The sequence below is a fragment of the Pseudomonas cerasi genome (genome assembly GCF_900074915.1).
GTDB classification, from domain to species: Bacteria; Pseudomonadota; Gammaproteobacteria; order Pseudomonadales; family Pseudomonadaceae; genus Aquipseudomonas; species Aquipseudomonas cerasi.
Map to the genome: position 1 here is coordinate 1112057 of NZ_LT222319.1, position 18905 is coordinate 1130961.

Here is an 18905-nt window from a genome sequence, read left to right on the forward strand (position 1 = left end):
GACCGGCACGCAGCAGACTGATGGCTCATCAAGGAGCCTGCACCATGAACCTCTCGCTTTATCTGCTGACCGTGCTGATCTGGGGCACCACCTGGATCGCTCTGAAACTCCAACTCGGCGATGTCGCGATTCCGGTATCGATCGTCTATCGCTTTGCCCTGGCAGCGTTGGTGCTGTTTGCATTCCTGTTGCTGAGCAAGCGTCTGCAGCCGGTCAATCGTCGTGGCCAGTTGATTTGCCTGGCGCAGGGCGTGTGCCTGTTCTGCGTCAACTTCATGTGCTTCTACACGGCCAGCCAGTGGATACCCAGTGGCCTGATCGCGGTGGTGTTCTCGACCTCGACACTGTGGAATGCGCTGAACGCACGGGTGTTCTTTCGCCAGAAAATCGCCAGCAATGTACTGGCCGGTGGCGCCATGGGCCTGATCGGTCTGGCCTGTCTGTTCTGGCCTGAAATGTCCGGGCATGGCGCGAGCCGGCAGACCCTGATCGGCCTGGGACTGGCCTTGCTCGGCACGCTGTGCTTCTCGGCGGGCAACATGCTGTCGAGCCTGCAGCAGAAAGCCGGTCTGCGTCCGCTGACCACCAATGCGTGGGGGATGTTCTACGGGGCAACGATACTGGGCATGTATTGCCTGCTGAGCGGCACGTCGTTCACCTTCGAATGGAACACGCGCTACGTAGGCTCACTGCTGTTTCTGGTGATCCCCGGCTCGGTGATTGCGTTCACTGCCTACCTGACCCTGGTCGGGCGCATGGGGCCGGAGCGTGCGGCTTACTGCACGGTGCTGTTCCCGGTCGTGGCGCTGAATATCTCCGCCTGGGTGGAAGGCTATCAGTGGACCTTGGCTGCCTTGCTGGGGCTGGTGCTGGTGATGGTCGGCAACGTGCTGGTGTTCAGGAAGATCAGACCGGTTGCCGTCGTGGTCGGCGGCAAACTGGCCTGACTTGGTGGCTATCGTGCCTTTCCGGCAGATCGGCAGAGGCGCGGGCTTCAGCCTTTCCACACCTGCGGGTTGACCAGATCCTGTGGTCGTTCACCGAGCAGCGCGCTGCGCAGGTTGCCGTAGGCGCGGTCGGCCATGGCCTGGCGGGTTTCGGTGGTGGCTGAGCCGATGTGCGGCAGGGTCACCGCGTTCTTCAATTGGAACAGCGGCGATTCGCTCAGCGGCTCTTTTTCGTAGACGTCCAGACCGGCACCGCGAAGGGTGCCGTTCTGCAGCGCTTCGATCAGCGCGGGTTCATCGACGATCGGGCCGCGGGCGATGTTGACCAGGATGGCGCCGGGCTTCATCAGGCTCAGCTCGCGGCGGCCGATCAAGTGTTTGGTCTTTTCACTCAGCGGCACGACCAGGCAGACGAAATCCGCTTCGGCCAGCAATTGATCCAGGCTGCGAAATTGTGCGCCCAGCTCCTGTTCGAGCTCGGTCTTGCGGCTGTTGCCGTTGTACAGAATCGGCATGTTGAAACCCAGACGACCGCGGAGGGCAATGGCTGCGCCGATGTTACCCATGCCGACGATCCCCAGCGTCTTGCCATGCACATCGGTGCCGAAGTGCGGCGGTTCGATGCTCCGCGTCCACTGTCCGGCCTTGGTGTAGGCATCCAGTTCGGCGACCCGGCGAGCGCTGCTCATGATCAGCGAGAAGCCCAGGTCGGCGGTGCTTTCGGTCAGTACATCCGGTGTGTTGGTCAGCAGAATGCCGCGCTCGCTCAGGTAGTCGACGTCGTAGTTGTCGTAGCCCACCGAGATGCTGGACACCACCTCCAGCTTCGTGGCGTTCTGCAGTTGTTCGCGACCCAGCTTGCGGCCTGCGCCGATCAGCCCGTGGGATTCAGGCAAGGCTTCTGCAAACTGCGCGTTGATATCACCCTGTTTGGGGTTGGGCACGATCACGTTGAAGTCTTGCGCCAGGCGCTCGGCCATTTCAGGAGAAACACGGCTGAAGGCGAGTACGGTTTTTTTCATTGGGCAGTCACTCTCGAGCGGTTGAATGAGTAGCACGCTAACATTCCTCCCCGCTCTTTGGCAGCCGCTTTTTGCAGTTGTACGATGTCAGTACGATGACTTGAGAGCCTGCACATGCAGATCGGCTTCATCGGCAGCGAGAATTTCCGGCAGGGAACCGCGCAGGTATTCAACCCAGGTTCTGATCTTCGCATCCAGATACTGGCGTGAAGGGTAGATGGCGTACAGGTTCAGCTCTTGCGAGCGGTAATCGTACAATACCCGCACCAGTGTGCCGTTGCGCAGCCCCTCGATCGCCGAGTAGATCGGCAGAATGCCAATCCCCATGCCGCTGGAAATCGCAGTCTTCATCGCATCCGCAGAGTTGACCAGCAGCGGCGAGCTGTTGATGGTGACCATTTCCTGGCCTTCCGGGCCGTCGAACAGCCACTTGTCCAGCGGGAACACCGGGCTCACCAGACGCAGACACGCATGATTCAGCAGGTCGGCAGGCTTGTGGGCCATGCCGAACGTTTTCACGTACTCGGGGGACGCGCACACGATGCTGTAGGTAATGCCCAGGCGCTGAGACACAAAGCCCGAGTCAGCCAGTTCGCTGGCCAGCACGATCGACACGTCATAGCCTTCTTCCAGCAAGTCCGGCACGCGGTGAGTCATGGTCAGATCGAACGCGACGTCCGGGTGGTTACGCCGGTAACGGGCGATGGCGTCGATCACATAATGCTGGCCGACGCCGGGCATCGAATGCACTTTGAGCTGCCCGGCCGGGCGGGCATGAGCGTCGCTGGCTTCGGCCTCGGCTTCTTCTACCGAGGCGAGAATCTGTTCGCAGCGCAACAGATAACGCTTGCCTGCTTCGGTGAGGGCAATGCGTCGGGTGGTGCGATTGAGCAGGCGCGTCTGTAAATGTGCTTCAAGGTTGGAGACCGCGCGCGAGACGTTAGCGGTGGTGGTGTCCAGCACGGCGGCGGCAGCAGTGAAGCTGCCCGCTTGCGCCACGCAGCTGAAGGCACGCATGTTTTGCAGGGTGTCCATGGGTACTTCTCTGAGTAGATGGTAAATTGTGACATGAAGTAACGGATGCATGTATCCAGACCAAAGGATTATCGCCGTTTCAGTAACAAAGATTCACAAATCTCCCCGCTTATCGCCGCGTCGAGCGCCGCCTAGAATCGCCGCCATTCAAGGTGTGTCACCTTCGTTCGGGAACTTGCAGCTGTGCCGCGTCGCATCATCAGAGGGCTCTGGCCCGTCGGTATCCTGGCTTTTACGCTGGTCCTCAACGGCTGTATCGGAACACATGGAATCAAACCGCAGGGCACTGTCCTGCACGCCGACAGCCTGGCCACGGATCAGGCGATTCAGGGCGCTGCCCTCGACGCCCATTGGCCCGCAGCGCAATGGTGGCGTGCCTACGGCGATGCGCAACTGGACCGCTGGGTCGAGATGGCGACGCTGGGCAGCCCGAGTCTGGCACTTGCCGCGGCTCGTGTGCGCCAGGCGAGAGCGATGGCGCAGGTCGCCGAGTCCGCCGAGGCTGTGCAACTGCAAGGCAACGCCAGCCTGATGCGTCATGACTGGCCCGAGGATCAGTTTTATGGCCCCGGCGCGCTGGCCGATACTCGCACCTGGGACAACAATGCGTCACTGGGCCTGAGCTACGCGCTGGATCTGTGGGGACGTGAACGCAACGCCAGCGAGCAGGCCGTTGATCTGGCGCACGTGAGTGCTGCAGAGCAGCGTCAGGCGCAGCTCGAATTGCAGGAAAACGTGGTGCGCGCCTACATCCAGCTGTCCCTCGACTACGCCCGACTGGATATCGCCGAGGCGGCACTGGCCCAGCAGCAACAGATACTCGACCTGGCGCAGCGTCGCCTCAAGGGCGGGATCGGTACGCACTTCGATGTCAGTCAGGCCGAAACCCCGCTGCCTGAGGCGCATCGGCAGATCGACGCGCTGCAAGAGGCCATCGCGTTGGGTCGAAACCAGCTGGCCGCGCTGGCAGGCAAGGGGCCGGGGCAGGGTGCGGCCTTGCAGCGGCCTGCGCTGTCCTTGCACACCTCACTCACATTGCCCTCGACATTGCCTGCCGAACTGCTGGGCCAGCGGCCTGACGTGGTGGCCGCTCGCTGGCAGGTGGCGGCGCAGGCGCGCGGTATCGACGTCGCGCATGCGGGCTTTTATCCCAATGTCGATCTGGTCGGCAGCCTGAGCTACATGGCCACGGGCGGCGGCATGCTGGAGTTTCTGACCGGCAGCAAACTGGGTTACAAGGTCGGGCCGGCCATCAGCTTGCCGATCTTCGACGCTGGACGCTTGCGGGCGGAACTGGGCCAGGCGTCGGCTGCTTACGATCAGGCCGTTGCGCATTACAACCAGACGCTGGTGATGGCGCTGAAAAGTGTCTCCGACCAGTTGATTCGGCGTGCCTCGATGGACAAGCAGCAGGCACTCGCTGCCGAGTCGGTGGCGTCTGCGCAAAAGACCTACGACATCGCGTTGATCGCCTGGCAGCGCGGCCTGACCGATTACCTGAACGTGCTCAATGCGCGCACGCAGCTGTTCCGCCAGCAGCAGATTCAGCAGCAGGTCGAGGCCGCGCGGCTGGAAGCCTACGCCGGGCTGGTGGTGGCGCTGGGCGGTGACGGTGGCGAGAGTGGCAATCCCAATGGTCATTCCGCTGACACTGCTGCCAAGTCCGGGGGCGGGCAATGATCGCCTCGCTACAGCGCATCACCGACCTGCCGTGGCGTCGCGAATTACACAGCTGGGCGCGCAGTGACGGGGTGACCTGGGTTTACATCTTCAAGGTGCTGCTCGCCGCATTCCTCACCTACTGGCTGGCACTGCGCCTGGAACTGCCGCAGCCGCACACGGCGATGATCACGGTGTTCATCGTCATGCAGCCACAGAGCGGACAGGTGTTCGCCAAGAGTTTTTATCGCCTGCTGGGGACGCTGGCCGGGTCGGCGATGATGGTGCTGTTGATGGCCCTGTTTGCGCAGAACCCGCTGCCGTTTCTCGGCAGCCTCGCGCTCTGGGTCGGTCTGTGTTCGGCCGGTGCGGCGCGCTATCGCAACTTTCGCGCTTACGGTTTTGTGCTGGCCGGGTACACCGCCGCCATGGTGGGGCTGCCTGCCCTGGCGCATCCGGAAGGTTCGTTCATGTCGGCGGTGTGGCGTGTACTGGAAATCACTCTGGGTATCCTGTGTTCCACGGCCATCAGCGCAGCGGTGCTGCCGCAGAGCTCCAGCGCAGCGATGCGCAACGCGCTTTATCTGCGCTTCGGCGGGTTCGCGCGCTTCGTGGTCAACGGCCTGCGCGGCGATATTTCACGCACTGAATTTGAAACCGGCAATGTACGTTTTGTGGCCGAGGCCATCGGCCTTGAAGGGCTGCGCAGCGTCACGGTATTCGAAGACCCGCACATGCGTCGCCGCAACGGTCGACTCAACCGTTTGAACAGCGAATTCATGGCGGTCACCACGCGCTTCAATGCCCTGCACCAATTGCTCGAGCGTTTGCGTCTCGAGCAGGCCGAACAGGTGTTGAAGCATATCGATCCCGGCCTTGAAAACCTTGCAGCACTGCTTGACGGGTTCGCCGACCGCGCCTTGACCAACGATGACGCGGCGCTGCTGGTCACGCGTCTGGAGTCGTGCAGGGCGCACTTCCCCGAACGGGTCAGAAGCCTGCGCGCCGAGTTAGAGCACACCCTGGCCAGCGACGCCGAACGACTGGACTTTCACACCTCGTTCGAGCTGCTGTACCGCCTGCTCAGCGAGTTGCTCGACTACGCACGAACCCACGCATCACTGGCCGACCACAGCCATGAGCGTGAACAGTGGAAGGGCTCGTTCGTACCGCGTACCCACTGGATGACCGCGCTGGCAGCCGGCGCCCGGGCGACCTGCGTGGTCGGTCTGATGAGTGTGTATTGGGTGCTGACGGCGTGGCCCAGCGGCGCGAGCATGGTCCTGGCCTCGGCGGCCACCGTTGCTCTGTCGTCGACCACCCACAACCCCAGACGCATGTCGCTGCAAATGGCTGGCGGTACATTGCTCGGCGCGCTGTCGGGATTTATCGAGACCTTTTTTCTGTTCCCGCACATCGACGGTTTTCCGTTGCTGTGCCTGCTACTGGCCCCGGTGTTTGTGCTCGGTGCATACCTGGGCTCACGTCCACAGTGGACGGGATACGGACTGGGGCTGCTGATTTTTTTCAGCCTGGGCTCGGTGCCGGACAACCTGACGGTCTACGACCCCTACACCTTCATCAACGATTACCTCGCGATGGTCGTCGGTATGCTGATCTGTGCCGCTGCCGGAGCAATCATCCTGCCGCCCAACAGCCGCTGGATGTGGCAACGCCTGGAACAGGCCTTGCGCAATCAAGTGGTGTTTGCGATCAGCGCGCCGCTCAAGCGTCTGGGCTCAAGCTTCGAAAGCCAGACCCGCGACCTGATGCATCAGGCGTACGGCCTGGCGATTGGCAAACCGCTGGTTCAGCGCGAGTTGTTGCGCTGGATGTTCGTGGTGCTGGAAATCGGCCACGCCATTATCGAGCTGCGCCATGAACAGGCGCTGCTGCCGATTCACCCTGCCTACGCCGAGTACCAGCCCTGGCGCATCGCGCTGCGAGTCATGGGGCGCGCTTTGGTGCGGCTGTTCATCCAGCCTGATGCGGTCAATCTGCAGCGCTGTCTCTCGGCAGTCGATCAGGCCATCAAGCGGGTGCAGGAGGCCGATGAACCCTTCGCCTCGCATTTCGATACGTCGGTGCTGCGCCGGGTAAAAAGCTACCTGCACTTTATCCGCACGTCACTGCTGGACCCGCAATCGCCGCTGGCCGCTTATGGCGTTGCGCGAACCGCTTCAGGAGTCGCCCATGCCGCGTGAAATAGCCTTCCACGGTCTGTATATGCCGACCCTCACGCTGATCTTTCTGCTGGCCGTGGTTCTGGCATGGGCGCTGGATCGTCTGCTGGCTAGTTTTGACCTGTATCGGCATTTCTGGCACCCGGCCTTGCTGCGTCTGAGCCTGTTTATCTGCATCTTCGGCGCGTTGGCGCTGCCCCTTTATCGTTGACGCCTGAGTCGGGAAAAATCTCTGGATGAAAAAGTTCTTCAGTCTGTTTGCCACGTTGCTGGTGCTGGCAGTCGCGCTCTGGATCGGTCGTACGCTGTGGATCGACTATATGGATAGCCCATGGACCCGCGATGGCCGGGTGCGCGCCGATATCATCAACGTGGCCGCCGATGTGTCCGGCACTGTGGTCGAGGTGCCGGTGCGTGACAACCAGTGGGTAAAGCGTGGCGATCTGCTGATGCAGATTGACCCGGAGCATTACCGGATCGCCGTAAAGCAGGCGCAGGCGTTACTGGCTTCACGCAAGGCAACCTGGGAGATGCGCAAACTGAATGCCAGGCGGCGTGCCGACATGGATGAACTGGTCATCTCGGCGGAAAATCGTGACGACGCGAGTAACGTAGCCACCTCGGCCCTGGCCGATTACCAGTTGGCCCAGGCGCAGCTGGAGGCGGCCGAGCTTAACCTGTCACGCACGCGGGTACTGGCGGCGGTGGACGGTTACGTCACCAACCTCAATGTCCATCGCGGTGACTATGCGCGTATCGGTGAAGCGAAGATGGCCGTGGTCGACATGAACTCGTTCTGGGTCTACGGCTTCTTCGAGGAAACCAAATTGCCGCATCTGAAAGTGGGTGATGCTGCGGACCTGCAACTGATGAGCGGCGAGGTGCTCAAGGGCCATGTCGAAAGCATTGCACGCGGCATCTACGACCGTGACAACCCGCAAAGCCGCGAACTGATCGCCGACGTCAACCCGACTTTCAACTGGGTGCGTCTGGCCCAGCGAGTGCCGGTGCGTATCCATCTGGACGCTATACCTGAAGGCGTACTTCTGGCAGCGGGAATGACCTGCACGGTGATTGTCAGGCCGGTAGACGGCTGATGCTTGAGGACGCAGAGCGTCCAGAACGGCATGCCGACGCGGAGCGTCGCACGATAGGCAGGTGATCGTTCCGCACGCTCCAGCGTGGGAATGCAGTTCGTGACGCTCTGCGTCACAAGTCGGTGTTCAATCCAAAGCGTTTTCTGAGGCCCATATCCAGTAGCCCTTTGGGCAGCAACCACGCCGTCAGCGGCAGCAGGCGTGAGCCGTTGCCAAGACGCAGAAGGCGTGGCGGATGGGTGTGTTGCACGGCCTTGAGCAAGTCTTGAGCGAATGCTGTGGCGGGGGTAGGGTTGTCCAGTGAAGCTCTGGCGCGTGCACGAATGCCTTCGCGAATCGGCCACCACGGCGATTGCTCACTGATCAGCTGCTCGGCTTCGTGGCTGGCATTCTGCGCAAAGCTCGACGCGATCGCGCCTGGCTGAACCTCCATCACCTGTACGCCGAATGGCGCCAACTCCAGACGCAGCGCATCACTGAGCGCATGCACCGCCGCCTTGGATGCGCAATAAGCGCCCGCGAACGGCGTGACCAGCACACCGGATACGCTGCCGATGTTCACCACCAGCCCCTTGCTGCGGCGCAGTGCCGGAAACAGCGCCCGGGTCACCCCGACGACGGAAAACACATTGGTTTCGAACTGTCGCTGCAAGGCATCCACGCCGCCGTCGAGCAGGGGACCCATCGCGCCATAGCCAGCGTTGTTGATCAACACATCCAGGCCGCTGTGCTCCAGACCGGCGGCCAGTTGCTCCAGCGCCAGGCTGTCGTTGACGTCCAGTTGTACGGCGATGAAACCCGCTGCACTGAGTGCCGCGACATCGTCGGTCTTGCGCGCAGTGGCCCAGACTTCATAGCCAGTGGCCTTGAACGCGTCGGCCAGAGCACGGCCGATTCCGCTGGAACAGCCTGTAATCAAAGCGATGGGCATGAGGGAGATCCTTGTGGTCAGTCCGAGAAACTGCCTTGTAGATGTTCTGCGCGAAATTCCAGGGTTTGCGGGCGGTACCCGTTGCGCAGTGCCGGCACCGGCACGCAATCCTGCCACGTGCCTTTGGCCTGAAGTTCACCGGGGCCGCGATAGCGTGCGGATGCGTAGGTGTTGTCGATCAGATTCACTGAATCACCAGGCGCATAGGCCGCTATTCGCCAACGCAGTTCCTGCAGGGTGACCTGATTGGTGTTGGTGATGCTGACCTGCAACGGACGATCTGCCGGGCAGTTTTGCGGATCGTAACTCAGGCGGATATCCAGACGCTCAAGCTGGCGTGTTTCCCGGCTGTCCTGCCAGATGACGATGGCCGCCACCGCCCCAAGCCCGACCGCCGCAGCCAGCGAGACGGGCAAGGCCTTCGCCGGGTAGCTGAGCAGAAGGATGAGCCAGGTCAGGATCAACAGGATGCCGATAAACATGCAGGTCTCCAGCAAAGGTAATGCTGGACATCCTACAGAACCTGGGAGGGGGACGTCGCGCAAATGAAAAGCCCCCGACAACTCTCTGCGTATAAATCTGCGCAAAGAGTTGTCGAGGGCTGTGTTACCTGTAGCGTGCAGCTAAAACCCTATCAACGAGCGATAGTTTGCGTCTTCACACCCGCTTCAAGCGCGTTCGAACGACCATAGATATCTTCGAAACGCTCGATGTCGTCTTCGCCCAAGTAGCTGCCCGATTGCACTTCGATGATTTCCAACGGGATCTTGCCTGGGTTGCGCAGGCGGTGGACCGAGGCGATCGGGATGTAGGTGGACTGGTTTTCGGTGAGCAGGAACACGTTCTCGTCACAGGTCACCTGCGCAGTACCGGATACCACGATCCAGTGTTCGGCGCGGTGGTGGTGCATCTGCAGCGACAGGCAGGCACCCGGCTTGACGGAGATACGCTTGACCTGGAAACGACCGCCCATGTCTACCGAATCGTAGGAGCCCCACGGACGGTACACTTCGAGGTGGTTCTGGGTCTCGGTGCGGCCCTGTTCGTTCAGGGTGGCGACCATTTGCTTGACGCCCTGGACCTTGTCCTTGTGGGCAATCATCATCGCGTCCTTGGTTTCGACGACCACGATGTTGTCCAGACCGATCACCGACACCAGTTTGCCGTTGCCGTGGATCATGCAGTTGCGGCTGTCCTGGATGACGACGTCGCCCTTGGTGACGTTGCCGTTGGCGTCCTTGGCGTTGACTTCCCACAGCGACGACCAGCAGCCGACATCGCTCCAGCCGGCCGACAGCGGTACGACGCAGGCGCGCTGGGTTTTTTCCATGACTGCGTAGTCGATGGAATTGTCCGGGCAGCAGGCGAAGGTCGAGGAGTCGATTTCAAGGGCGTCGCCGTCCTGCACGCTGCGCTCAAGGGTCAGCAGGCAGGTGTCGTAGATGTCCGGATCATGCTTTTTCAGTTCTTCCAGGAAGCGGCTGGCGCGGAACAGGAACATGCCGCTGTTCCAGTAGTAGCCACCGGCTTCGACGAATTCCTTGGCGCGTTTTTCGTCAGGTTTTTCGACGAACTGCGACACGCGGCTGACGCCTTCCGGCAGCAGGGCATCGGCGGTGGATTTGATGTAGCCGTAGCCGGTTTCCGGCTTGTTGGCCGGTACGCCGAACAGCACCATTTCGCCGCGTTCTGCGGCGACGGTTGCCAGAGCCAGTGCGCGTTGCAGGGCTTTCTGGTCTTCGATGACGTGGTCGGCTGGCAGCACCAGCATCAGGCCGTCATTGCCTTCGTTGACCAGCTTCATGGCGGTCAGTGCAACGGCGGGTGCCGTGTTGCGGCCGAACGGTTCCATGAGGATCGCCTGGGTTTCCAGGTTCAGTGCAGCGAGTTGCTCGTTGACGATGAAACGGTGGTCCTTGTTGCAGACCACGATAGGCTCCTGCATGCCCTCGAACACCAGACGCTCCAAGGTTTGCTGGAACAGGGTGTGCTCGCCGGTCAACGCCAGGAACTGTTTAGGGAATTGTTTACGCGAAAGCGGCCAGAGTCGTGAACCACTACCGCCTGACAAGATAACTGGAATCATTTTGTTTCTCCAAAAGCATTCAATTAGGGCCGTACGAGGTGTCTGTCGTTTCTGTCTTGTTCTTGTTCCGCGCGGGTCGGTTCAACGCTGATGCTCTGAACCGACCGGCATAATCCGTTTAGCGGGTAGCGACCGGTGGCTTGACCCACACTGGCGAGAGGCTGCTGCCACTGCCGGTGATGTAGAGCACAGCGGCTTCGCCACGCTCCAGTGCCACAGGTTTCAAATCGGTGACTTTCTTGTCACCGTCGTACAGCGCCAGGCTGACTTTGACCGGGTTGATTTCACGCTCGCCGGTGCCTTTGGCCGCAACGGTGTTGACCACTTCGGTCTTGCCGTCAGCAGTTTTCAGGGTCAGCGACTTGTCGCTCAGGTTCTGCACGCGAACCAGGGATTTCTGCTTGTTCTTGAACGGTGGCTCTTCGACCAGCTGTGGCTTGCCGCTGGCGTTGTTGACGATGGTGTAGTAGTGATCACCCGCCAGTTTCACCGGCAGGCTCTGGCTGCCCAGCTTGGCGGTGTAGTCGCCCTGCGGCATGAAGCTGAACGCAGTGCTGCCCAGTGGCGCCACTTCGTTGAGATTGGTGTTGCCAACGGTGGCGCTGATTTCAGCGTTGCTGGCGTTGTAGACACGCACGAAGGTCGAGCCTTTCGGTGCGGTCGGGCCGTACAGGGCGGAGTCACCGGCGAAAGCCTGCAGGGACATCAGGCCCAGACCTGCGGCCATTGCGCAGGTTTTGAAAATGCGTTTTGCGGCCGAACGGTTGGCAGTAGTGTTGAAAGTCATGAGTCAGTCCTCTCAGTTTTGCGCCCGGTTGGGCGACTCGGATTGTTTGGCGTTGAGCGCCACGTTTTCTTGGGTGTCACGCGATTTCTTCAGCTCGGCGATCCACTTCGGATCGAACTCGCCAAGATCGTTGTGTGCCGGCAGGTAGCGCTCCGGGAACTCCCAGATCACCACTTGCGGCGGGGTGTTCTTAAAGGCGTCGGTCTGCAGGTACTTGAGCACCGGCAGGATCGGGCCATGGCCGTCTTCGGCGTAGTTGACGACATCGCTGCGCAGCGCTTCTTTCAAGGCGCCGACGAAGTTCCAGTTAGGGTTGGCGCTGTAGCTGGTGCCCACCAGACCCACCGGGATGTCGCTGTCTGCGAACAGTGCGTCACCGCCTGCCGCTTCGCCTGCTACCGGATCGGTACTGCGTTTCTGCAACTCGTCCGGCTTGGGCAGCATGTTGCTGAACAACGGATCGAGCGGCAGGAATGTAGTCAGGTCACCTTTGTAGGCTTCGGTTCCCTTGGCTTGTGTGACGAACTGCTCAGGTTCACCTTCCAGTGGTGTTTTCTGGGCAATCGCGGCGCTCAGTTGCTGCGCGGCGACTTCGGCACCCATTGGCGTCCAGTGGGTGTCGGTGCGCAGGAAAACCTGACCCTGTTGCTTGGCAGCTTGCAGCGGCGCCAGCAAGTCCGGGGCAAAGATCCCGGCCTTGGCGACCTGAGCGTGGAACTGCTGATACAGGTCGGTGTGCAGGCTGGCGGGCTTGTTGTCACCGATGTGTTCCGGGTACAGACGGGTTTTCGCCGGAACGATCGCCAGGACCAGTTTGGTGCCCTGTTTTTCCAGCGCGTCACGCACACCCTGAATGATCGCCAGGTTGTCGGCTTCGTTCTGCTCGCCGTTGGCAACCGCATCGAACTCTTCGTCGGTGTACAACCACTGGTCCTTGCCGAGCACGACGCCCGGACGACCTTCGTTGAACAGTTTGAAATCCAGCGCCGCCCAGAGGTTGGTGCCCAGGCGCTTGATCGGGAACTCATCGTCGTAATGAGTTTCCGCCGCCTTGGTCCATTTGCCGTTGAGCACAGTGGTCTCGGCCGACGTCGAGAAGGTGCTGAAGCTGCGCAGCGACCAGACGCCCAGGACCAGCAGAATGGCCAGGAAGATGGCGATGTAGAGGATTCGTAATGAACGCGTCATGTCAGGCTCCTCAGAACTGGAAGTAAAGGAACGGCGAGAAGCTTTGCGCCGAGAGTTTGAGAATCGAAGCCACGAACAGCAGCAGGATCAGTGCACGCATGGCGTAACGTGGCCAGTCGGCAACCCAGTACGCAGGCTGCACCTGAGCTTCGCTGCCCACGGTGTAGCCTGGCAGGTGCAGACTGCCGGGAGCATCGCCGGGAACGGCCTTGATGGTGCCCGGTTGGGCGGTCGCAGGACCGTCAGCCTTGGCGCTCTTGCCGGTGTCTTTTTCGCGGTTCTGGTAGAAGTCGCGCAGACCGAAGAACGCCAGCGTCAGATACGCCACCATCAGTGTTGCCACTTGCAGACCGGTCAGGCTGGCGCGGTTGAGTTCCGACAGCTGCCACTCGCCGAAGCTGAACATGGCGCTGTACATACGACCGGCGACATGCAGGTTTTCAGCGCGGAAGATGACCCAGCCTATGACCACCAGCAGGAAGGTCAGTGCCCAGCGGATCGGGTTGAAACTGTAAGGTTTGGTGTTGATACCGACCGCTTTTTCGATCGCCAGCCACATGCCGTGCCAGGCACCCCAGATGATGTAGGTGACGTTGGCACCGTGCCACAGACCGCCGAGCAGCATGGTCAGGAACAGGTTGCGGTAGGTCGCGAACTTGCCGCCGCGGTTGCCGCCCAGCGTGATGTACAGGTAGTCACGCAGCCAGGTGGACAGGCTGATGTGCCAGCGACGCCAGAACTCGGTGATCGATTGGCTGATATAGGGCTGTTTGAAGTTTTCCATGAAGCGGAAACCCATCATCAGACCCAGACCGATAGCCATATCGCTGTAACCGGAGAAGTCGAAATACAGTTGCGCGGTGTAGGCCAGCGCACCCAGCCAGGCATCGCCGGTGGTCGGGTTTTGCAGGGCGAAGCAGTGGTCGGCGACCACCGCCAGGGTGTCGGCGATGAACACTTTCTTGATGAAGCCCTGCATGAAGCGCGTGGCACCTTCGGAGAACTTGTCCAGCGTGTGTGTACGGTTGTTGAACTGGTCGGCCAGATCGCGGAAACGCAGCACAGGGCCGGCGATCAGGTGCGGGAAGATCGCGACGAATGCAGCGAAGTCGATCAGATTGCGCGTGGCCGGAGTATCGCCGCGGTAAACGTCGATAATGTAGCTGATGGACTCGAAGACATAGAACGAGATACCGATCGGCAACAGCACGTGAGTCAGGATGAACGGTTCCAGACCCATCGAGGTCATGGCTGCGTTGATGCTGTCCACGCCGAAGTTGGCGTATTTGAAGTAGCCCAGAATACACAGGTCCACTATCACGCCAAGCAGCAACCATTTCTGTGCCGGCTTGGTCCGCACACCTGCTGCGCCTACCTTGAGACCGATCCAGTAGTTCCAGACGGTCACGCCGACGAACAGCGCCAGAAAGTCCACTCGCCACCAGGCGTAGAAGATATAGCTGGCAATCAGCAGCAGCAGATTGCGATAGCGTTGCCCGCTCAGGTAGTACAAGCCGAGGAAAATCGGCATGAACAGGAACAGGAACACGTTGGATGAGAAAACCATCCTTATCTCTCCGTTTGTCCAACATTCAAGGGCTAAAGCCCCCCCAAACCCCCCGTTGAAATTGGGGGGTAAAACACGTCGCGTTACGGCTTGTCGGTGAAGCAGCTCAGGCGAGGTCCGGTCTTACGGATTCAGCGCCTAGGCGTGCCTCTTCGCGAGCAAGCTCGCTCCCACAAAGAACTCTGTGAATCACGAACCGTCGTTATCGCCCTTGTCGCCTTTCTCGTGCGTCGGGTCGTAGACCTTGGTCAGGTCACCGCCCAGACGGAATGTCTTGAATGGCTGCTTTTCGTGTTTCTCTTCAAGCACATCCGGGCTGCAGGTGTAGAGCGAGCAGTACGGTTCGAGCCAAGCGAATTTCGGATCTTTCTTCAGGTCCGTCATGTCCTGTTTCTCGCCGTTGTGTTCAGCGAAAATCGAAGGATCCTTGACGCCGGCCAGCACCCGGTCGCCCAGACGCTTCAAGGCGCCATTGTTTTCCGGACGCAGGTCCACGCCATTGGCCTGGGCGAAGCTGGCAATCATCGCGAGCGGCGGCAGTGCATAGTTGTGATACGACAGTGCCCGCTGACGGCGCTTCATCTCGTTGGGCAGGAAACCGTCCTTGTCCACTTGATTGGCAGCGACCTTGTATTCCTTCACGGCCCAGTCGAACAGGTCCTGACGATTGGTGGCGACAGCGGTTGCCATCACCGACCAGGCAGCCCAGTACGAGTGGTTGTTGATTTTTTCCAGCGGCAGATTGCTCCAGTCGCTGACCACCTGATCGGCCAGCTTGCTGAACCAGGTCTCGATGATCTTCGCGTCTTGCTGACGATTGGCCAGCGGGTGCGACTCGGAGAACTTCAGACGCAGGTAGGCGGAGGACATGCTGCCCAGTGCCCATTTGCGCATGGATTTGCCGGTGTGGTTGAACTCGCGCGACTCCAGCGCATCGGCCTTGGCCCAGGTGGTCATCATGTTCAGCGCACAATCGAGTTGTTCCGGACGACCGTCGCGCATGTACTGCATCACGACTTTGCTGACGCCACGCTCAAGGGTGGTGATGTCCTTGGTCGCATCGCGGAACGCTTCTTCGGATACCGCATTGAGCGTTGCGCGTGCCTTGTCCGAACCCTCGTACTTGCTGCGGAAGACCAGCTTGTCGGTGTAGGGCTTTGGAATGGCTTCACAGCTGAAGTTGTGATCGCCCGTCTTCATTTTTTCGATCGGGGCGTCATAGCCCTTGGGTGGAACCAGTGCGGCGGACGCGCCCGTGGCCCAGGCCATCGATGACAGAATTGCCATCGACAGCAGGGTAGGGCGTATCAGTTTAGGAGTCTGCATAAGTCACCTCATAGTCCGGCTTGAGCGGTGTGTGTCGCAGCGCTCGGGAACACGTTGCGTTTGCATACTTTGGCTTCGACTTTTTGTGGTGCCGTGCCTGCTTCCGGTCCCTGGACTTCCAGCGCCAGCAGTTGCTGGTTGGCCCAATCCTCATCCTCGCGCAATTCAAAGGCGAAGCGTCCATCGGTGTCTGACGTTTCCGGTTTCTCGATTTTCAGATCCTCATGGCGACCGTTCATGTACCAGAGTCTGGCCTGAAGGACTTTCACCGAGGTGTCGTCAAACTTGATGTCGATCTGATTGCTGCCGTTGCGAATGTCCTTGATGCCATTCTTGCCATTGACCAGCAATTCGTTGGTACCCGGCTTAAGCGTGGTGCTGGCGCTCATGACGGCAGGCTTGCCTTCACAGCCGTTGTCCAGCAGCGACATCATCTGGCGAAAGATGGTCTCCTGATCCAGGCGATACAGCGGCGAGAATTCCCAGATGAGAATCTTCGGCGGACGCTTCTGGAAGTCTTCACTGCCCAGGTACTGCAGCATCGAACCTTCCAGGCCACCACCAGGGAACGCCACGTTCAACACGTCAGCGCCCATGTATTCCTGCAGGAAGCCCGCGAAGTTGTAGTTCTTGCCGCTGTGGCTGGTACCGACCAGGGTGATTTCCGGGTTACCGGAATCGCCGAACAGGTCGCCGTCGCCCGCCTCACCCTTGGGCTCGGTGGTGAACTGGTCCATGTACTGGATCGCGTAGCTGGTACCGCACAATTGACCTGCCATATTGTGCAAAGTGCCCGTCTTGCCCATGCGTCCGGAAATATGGCTTTCGAACTCACGCTTGGGGATATCGCCGTAGGCCGGAATCTTTTTCACGGTTTCGGCGACGATCTTCGCCGTACGCTGTGCGCCATACGGCGTCCAGTGCTGGTCACCGCGGAAGTAGAAGTCATGCGCCTGCTGCTCGTTGGTCAACGGCGACAGGTCAGGGACCCAGTAGCCCATCTTGCTGAAGCGGCCAAGCATGGCCTGATAGTTTTTCAGCGCCTTGTCGTAGTCGAACTTGTCGCGTTCGGCCGGGAACAATTTGTTGCGATCCACCAGGCCACGGGTCGGCTGATACACCACGACCAGTTCGACGCCTTTGCTCTTGAACGCATCGTGCAGTTGTTTCATGCGGCGATAGCCGGCAGGCGTGGTGTCGAACTCGGTGCGCAGGTCTTCCTGAGTCCGGAACAGCCAGTCACCCTGAGCCTGGACCAGCGTGGTGAAGTTCTGCTGATAGCGCGTGGTGTAGTTTTTTGCATCATGCGCGGCCGGGCACAGCGAGCAGCAAGGCTCGGCCTTGAACGTCGGCGCTTGCGAGTCGTCTGCCCGAGCGACACCAGCGGCGGCCATCAAGGCGGCGGTGAGGCTGGACAGGCTCAACAGCTTGATCAGATGTGCGTGCATAACAATACCCTTCCTCATTCCCGCAGCTCGGTCTGGCTTTCGACGGGGTCGATCAATACGGCTTTCTTCTGGCGTACCAGCAGGTCGAGGATTTCGTCCTGGCGCTCACCGAGGACGCCGTTGAGGCTGATGCCGACTTCTTTGGTAGGCATCAGCATCGAGACGCGATACAGCTCGACACTCAGTGGCGAGTCGATGGACAGCGGGCCGGAACCATTGCTGGACAGTTCGCCGCCAACCATGATCAGCGAGACCTGAGCGTCGAACGGATCGAGCTCAATGTCGCGGTCGGTGTCGCTCAAGTCCTTGATGTGGCCGTAAACGCCCATCAGGCCGTTGCCCATGGCGACGTTCTCGTACAGCTTGATATTCACGCTGTTACGCACGCGGATACCGTGGCGGCGGTTGGCGATCACGCGATTGCCCCACAGCAGGTTGTTGCCGCTTTCGTACAGGGTGATGCCGTCAGTGTGGTTCTGGTAAATCTCGTTGTAGGCGACGATGTTGCCGACGCTGTTACGGTCCAGAACCACGCCGGACAATTTGTTGTTGTGGCTCTTGTTGCGGAAGATGAAGCTGTTGTCGACTTCCCGGGAAATGATGATCCCGTGCTTCTTCTTGGTCCCGTAAACGTCGTTTTCGGCGATGATCAGACCGTGCGAACGGTCGTGCGGGTCAATGCCGTAAATGATGTTGTCGCGGTAGGTGTTGCCTTTGACCACGAAGTCGCGGGTTTCATAGCAGTAGAAGCCGTACCACATGTCCGAGAACTCTGAATCGATGATCCAGCCCGTCGGTTCGGCACGCTTGAGAATCTTCGCGGTGTTGGGTGTGTACTGGGAAATACTGATGCCATAGGACTTGCTCTGGTCGTAGCCCATGCTCGCCATTTTGGTATTGGCGATCCAGGTTTCCGAGCCACCCCAGGTCAGCAGGAAAGGGCGAAACTCGTCAGGCTTGCGATAGGTCGCCAGGCTGTTGCGGGTTTCACTCCAGGCGTTGACCTGAGAGTGAGTGATCAGCATCTTGCCTTCACTGACGATGAACGAGCCCTTTTCCTGAGACAGACGCAATTCCTTGGTCTTGCTGTCGATCTCGAAGATCCCGGTTTCCTTGATCAGGATTGGCAGGCGCGCCACATAGACACCTGGCGAGACCTCGTTGAGGAACTGCTTGGGCACCTTCTTGGCCAGGTCCTGCAGGCTCACGTAGCCGTCGGAAATCATGATGGCCTGGGGGATGCCGCGCTGACGGTTGACCCATTCGGCCATCTTGTTATCGCCGCCGATGAATTCCTTCAGGCCGGTTTCTTCCATCATCCGTGAAACAGTGACCTTGCCCGGTTTGTTGCGCACGATCTTTTTCAGGGCGGCTTCGGCGGTGTAGCCCTTGAGGTCGGGCAACACCGGCTTGGCCATTTCCAACGGCTCGGTCGGCGGGCTGGTGATGGTGTAGGTCTTGGCCTGGTGCAACTCCTTGACCACCGCCTTCTGTGTGTCGGGTACGACAGGCGCGTTGGCCAGCGCCACACCGCTGGCCAGCAGCAGGGCGCTGGTCAGCAGTGCGCTTTCGAGCAGGGTGTGCGGCCAGTGTCGGCTACGCCCGTTGCTTGTATGACTGTTCATCTCT

General features: G+C 60.2%; 16 protein-coding genes. 5 read left to right on the forward strand and 11 right to left on the reverse strand.

All coding sequences use genetic code 11. From position 1 onward, the window contains the following. Window positions 1-44: 44 nt before the first annotated feature. Window positions 45-947 carry a DMT family transporter gene (locus PCPL58_RS07540; protein WP_003365436.1) on the forward strand — a complete coding sequence of 301 codons (903 nt, stop codon included), beginning with the start codon at window positions 45-47 and terminating at the stop codon, window positions 945-947. Between the two features lie 47 nt (window positions 948-994). Here PCPL58_RS07540 and PCPL58_RS07545 read toward each other — a convergent pair whose 3' ends face one another. Together PCPL58_RS07545 and PCPL58_RS07550 are read right to left on the reverse strand one after the other, a co-directional pair. Then, window positions 995-1969 carry a 2-hydroxyacid dehydrogenase gene (locus tag PCPL58_RS07545; protein WP_065349152.1) on the reverse strand — a complete coding sequence of 325 codons (975 nt, stop codon included), beginning with the start codon at window positions 1967-1969 and terminating at the stop codon, window positions 995-997. Between the two features lie 87 nt (window positions 1970-2056). After that, window positions 2057-3004 (reverse strand): LysR family transcriptional regulator, encoded by a 948-nt coding sequence (locus PCPL58_RS07550; protein ID WP_065349153.1) that lies wholly within the window; start codon window positions 3002-3004, stop codon window positions 2057-2059. 183 nt (window positions 3005-3187) lie between these two features. On the opposite strand from PCPL58_RS07550, the gene PCPL58_RS07555 reads away from it, so the two are divergent. Genes PCPL58_RS07555 through PCPL58_RS07570 form a run of 4 tightly spaced genes read left to right on the forward strand, consistent with a single transcriptional unit; the run spans window position 3188 to window position 7943 of the window. Continuing rightward, entirely contained in the window at window positions 3188-4684 is a 1497-nt protein-coding gene (locus PCPL58_RS07555) for an efflux transporter outer membrane subunit (protein ID WP_054080670.1), read from the forward strand. Continuing rightward, window positions 4681-6867: an FUSC family protein gene (locus tag PCPL58_RS07560; RefSeq protein ID WP_065349154.1), complete on the forward strand. Its 2187-nt coding sequence runs from the start codon at window positions 4681-4683 to the stop codon at window positions 6865-6867. Before PCPL58_RS07555 ends, PCPL58_RS07560 begins: the two co-directional genes overlap by 4 nt. Continuing rightward, a complete protein-coding gene (locus PCPL58_RS07565) occupies window positions 6857-7057 on the forward strand; it encodes a DUF1656 domain-containing protein (protein ID WP_044309206.1) in 201 nt (66 codons plus the stop codon). The genes PCPL58_RS07560 and PCPL58_RS07565 overlap by 11 nt, the downstream gene beginning before the upstream one ends. Window positions 7058-7082: 25 nt before the next feature. Continuing rightward, window positions 7083-7943, forward strand: a complete 861-nt coding sequence (locus PCPL58_RS07570; RefSeq protein WP_044309205.1) for an efflux RND transporter periplasmic adaptor subunit — start codon at window positions 7083-7085, stop codon at window positions 7941-7943. 112 nt (window positions 7944-8055) lie between these two features. Here the strand turns inward: PCPL58_RS07570 and PCPL58_RS07575 are convergent, their stop codons facing one another. From PCPL58_RS07575 to algG, 9 genes are all read right to left on the reverse strand, one after another. Beyond that, on the reverse strand, window positions 8056-8874 hold the full coding sequence (locus PCPL58_RS07575) for an SDR family oxidoreductase (protein WP_065349155.1): 819 nt from the start codon (window positions 8872-8874) through the stop codon (window positions 8056-8058). A 17-nt stretch (window positions 8875-8891) separates the two neighbouring features. After that, a complete protein-coding gene (locus tag PCPL58_RS07580; RefSeq protein WP_065349156.1) occupies window positions 8892-9356 on the reverse strand; it encodes a multidrug transporter in 465 nt (154 codons plus the stop codon). Window positions 9357-9508: 152 nt separating this feature from the next. Further along, the gene (locus tag PCPL58_RS07585) at window positions 9509-10960 is read right to left on the reverse strand and encodes a mannose-1-phosphate guanylyltransferase/mannose-6-phosphate isomerase (protein ID WP_003415201.1); all 1452 of its coding nucleotides are present in this window, start codon (window positions 10958-10960) and stop codon (window positions 9509-9511) included. 118 nt (window positions 10961-11078) lie between these two features. Beyond that, on the reverse strand, window positions 11079-11747 hold the full coding sequence (locus PCPL58_RS07590) for an alginate O-acetyltransferase AlgF (RefSeq protein WP_054080674.1): 669 nt from the start codon (window positions 11745-11747) through the stop codon (window positions 11079-11081). 12 nt (window positions 11748-11759) lie between these two features. Then, window positions 11760-12935: an alginate O-acetyltransferase gene (locus PCPL58_RS07595; RefSeq protein WP_065349157.1), complete on the reverse strand. Its 1176-nt coding sequence runs from the start codon at window positions 12933-12935 to the stop codon at window positions 11760-11762. A gap of 10 nt (window positions 12936-12945) precedes the next feature. Then, the gene (locus PCPL58_RS07600; protein ID WP_065349158.1) at window positions 12946-14502 is read right to left on the reverse strand and encodes an MBOAT family O-acyltransferase; all 1557 of its coding nucleotides are present in this window, start codon (window positions 14500-14502) and stop codon (window positions 12946-12948) included. Between the two features lie 189 nt (window positions 14503-14691). Then, window positions 14692-15828, reverse strand: coding sequence for a mannuronate-specific alginate lyase (locus PCPL58_RS07605; RefSeq protein ID WP_003365409.1), 1137 nt, complete (start codon window positions 15826-15828; stop codon window positions 14692-14694). An 8-nt stretch (window positions 15829-15836) separates the two neighbouring features. Further along, a complete protein-coding gene (locus tag PCPL58_RS07610) occupies window positions 15837-17276 on the reverse strand; it encodes an alginate O-acetyltransferase AlgX-related protein (RefSeq protein WP_065349159.1) in 1440 nt (479 codons plus the stop codon). Window positions 17277-17290: 14 nt separating this feature from the next. Then, window positions 17291-18901: a mannuronan 5-epimerase AlgG gene (gene algG, locus PCPL58_RS07615; protein WP_065349160.1), complete on the reverse strand. Its 1611-nt coding sequence runs from the start codon at window positions 18899-18901 to the stop codon at window positions 17291-17293. Window positions 18902-18905: the final 4 nt, after the last annotated feature.

Bases quoted from the DNA above. Each gene is read 5' to 3' on its own strand.
- PCPL58_RS07540 (WP_003365436.1), top strand. From the start codon at position 45: ATGAACCTCTCGCTTTATCTGCTGACCGTGCTGATCTGGGGCACCACC.
- PCPL58_RS07580 (WP_065349156.1), bottom strand. From the start codon at position 9,356: ATGTTTATCGGCATCCTGTTGATCCTGACCTGGCTCATCCTTCTGCTC.
- PCPL58_RS07610 (WP_065349159.1), bottom strand. From the start codon at position 17,276: ATGCACGCACATCTGATCAAGCTGTTGAGCCTGTCCAGCCTCACCGCC.
- PCPL58_RS07575 (WP_065349155.1), bottom strand. From the start codon at position 8,874: ATGCCCATCGCTTTGATTACAGGCTGTTCCAGCGGAATCGGCCGTGCT.
- PCPL58_RS07590 (WP_054080674.1), bottom strand. From the start codon at position 11,747: ATGACTTTCAACACTACTGCCAACCGTTCGGCCGCAAAACGCATTTTC.
- PCPL58_RS07605 (WP_003365409.1), bottom strand. From the start codon at position 15,828: ATGCAGACTCCTAAACTGATACGCCCTACCCTGCTGTCGATGGCAATT.
- PCPL58_RS07595 (WP_065349157.1), bottom strand. From the start codon at position 12,935: ATGACGCGTTCATTACGAATCCTCTACATCGCCATCTTCCTGGCCATT.
- PCPL58_RS07570 (WP_044309205.1), top strand. From the start codon at position 7,083: ATGAAAAAGTTCTTCAGTCTGTTTGCCACGTTGCTGGTGCTGGCAGTC.
- PCPL58_RS07560 (WP_065349154.1), top strand. From the start codon at position 4,681: ATGATCGCCTCGCTACAGCGCATCACCGACCTGCCGTGGCGTCGCGAA.
- algG (WP_065349160.1), bottom strand. From the start codon at position 18,901: ATGAACAGTCATACAAGCAACGGGCGTAGCCGACACTGGCCGCACACC.
- PCPL58_RS07545 (WP_065349152.1), bottom strand. From the start codon at position 1,969: ATGAAAAAAACCGTACTCGCCTTCAGCCGTGTTTCTCCTGAAATGGCC.
- PCPL58_RS07600 (WP_065349158.1), bottom strand. From the start codon at position 14,502: ATGGTTTTCTCATCCAACGTGTTCCTGTTCCTGTTCATGCCGATTTTC.
- PCPL58_RS07565 (WP_044309206.1), top strand. From the start codon at position 6,857: ATGCCGCGTGAAATAGCCTTCCACGGTCTGTATATGCCGACCCTCACG.
- PCPL58_RS07550 (WP_065349153.1), bottom strand. From the start codon at position 3,004: ATGGACACCCTGCAAAACATGCGTGCCTTCAGCTGCGTGGCGCAAGCG.
- PCPL58_RS07585 (WP_003415201.1), bottom strand. From the start codon at position 10,960: ATGATTCCAGTTATCTTGTCAGGCGGTAGTGGTTCACGACTCTGGCCG.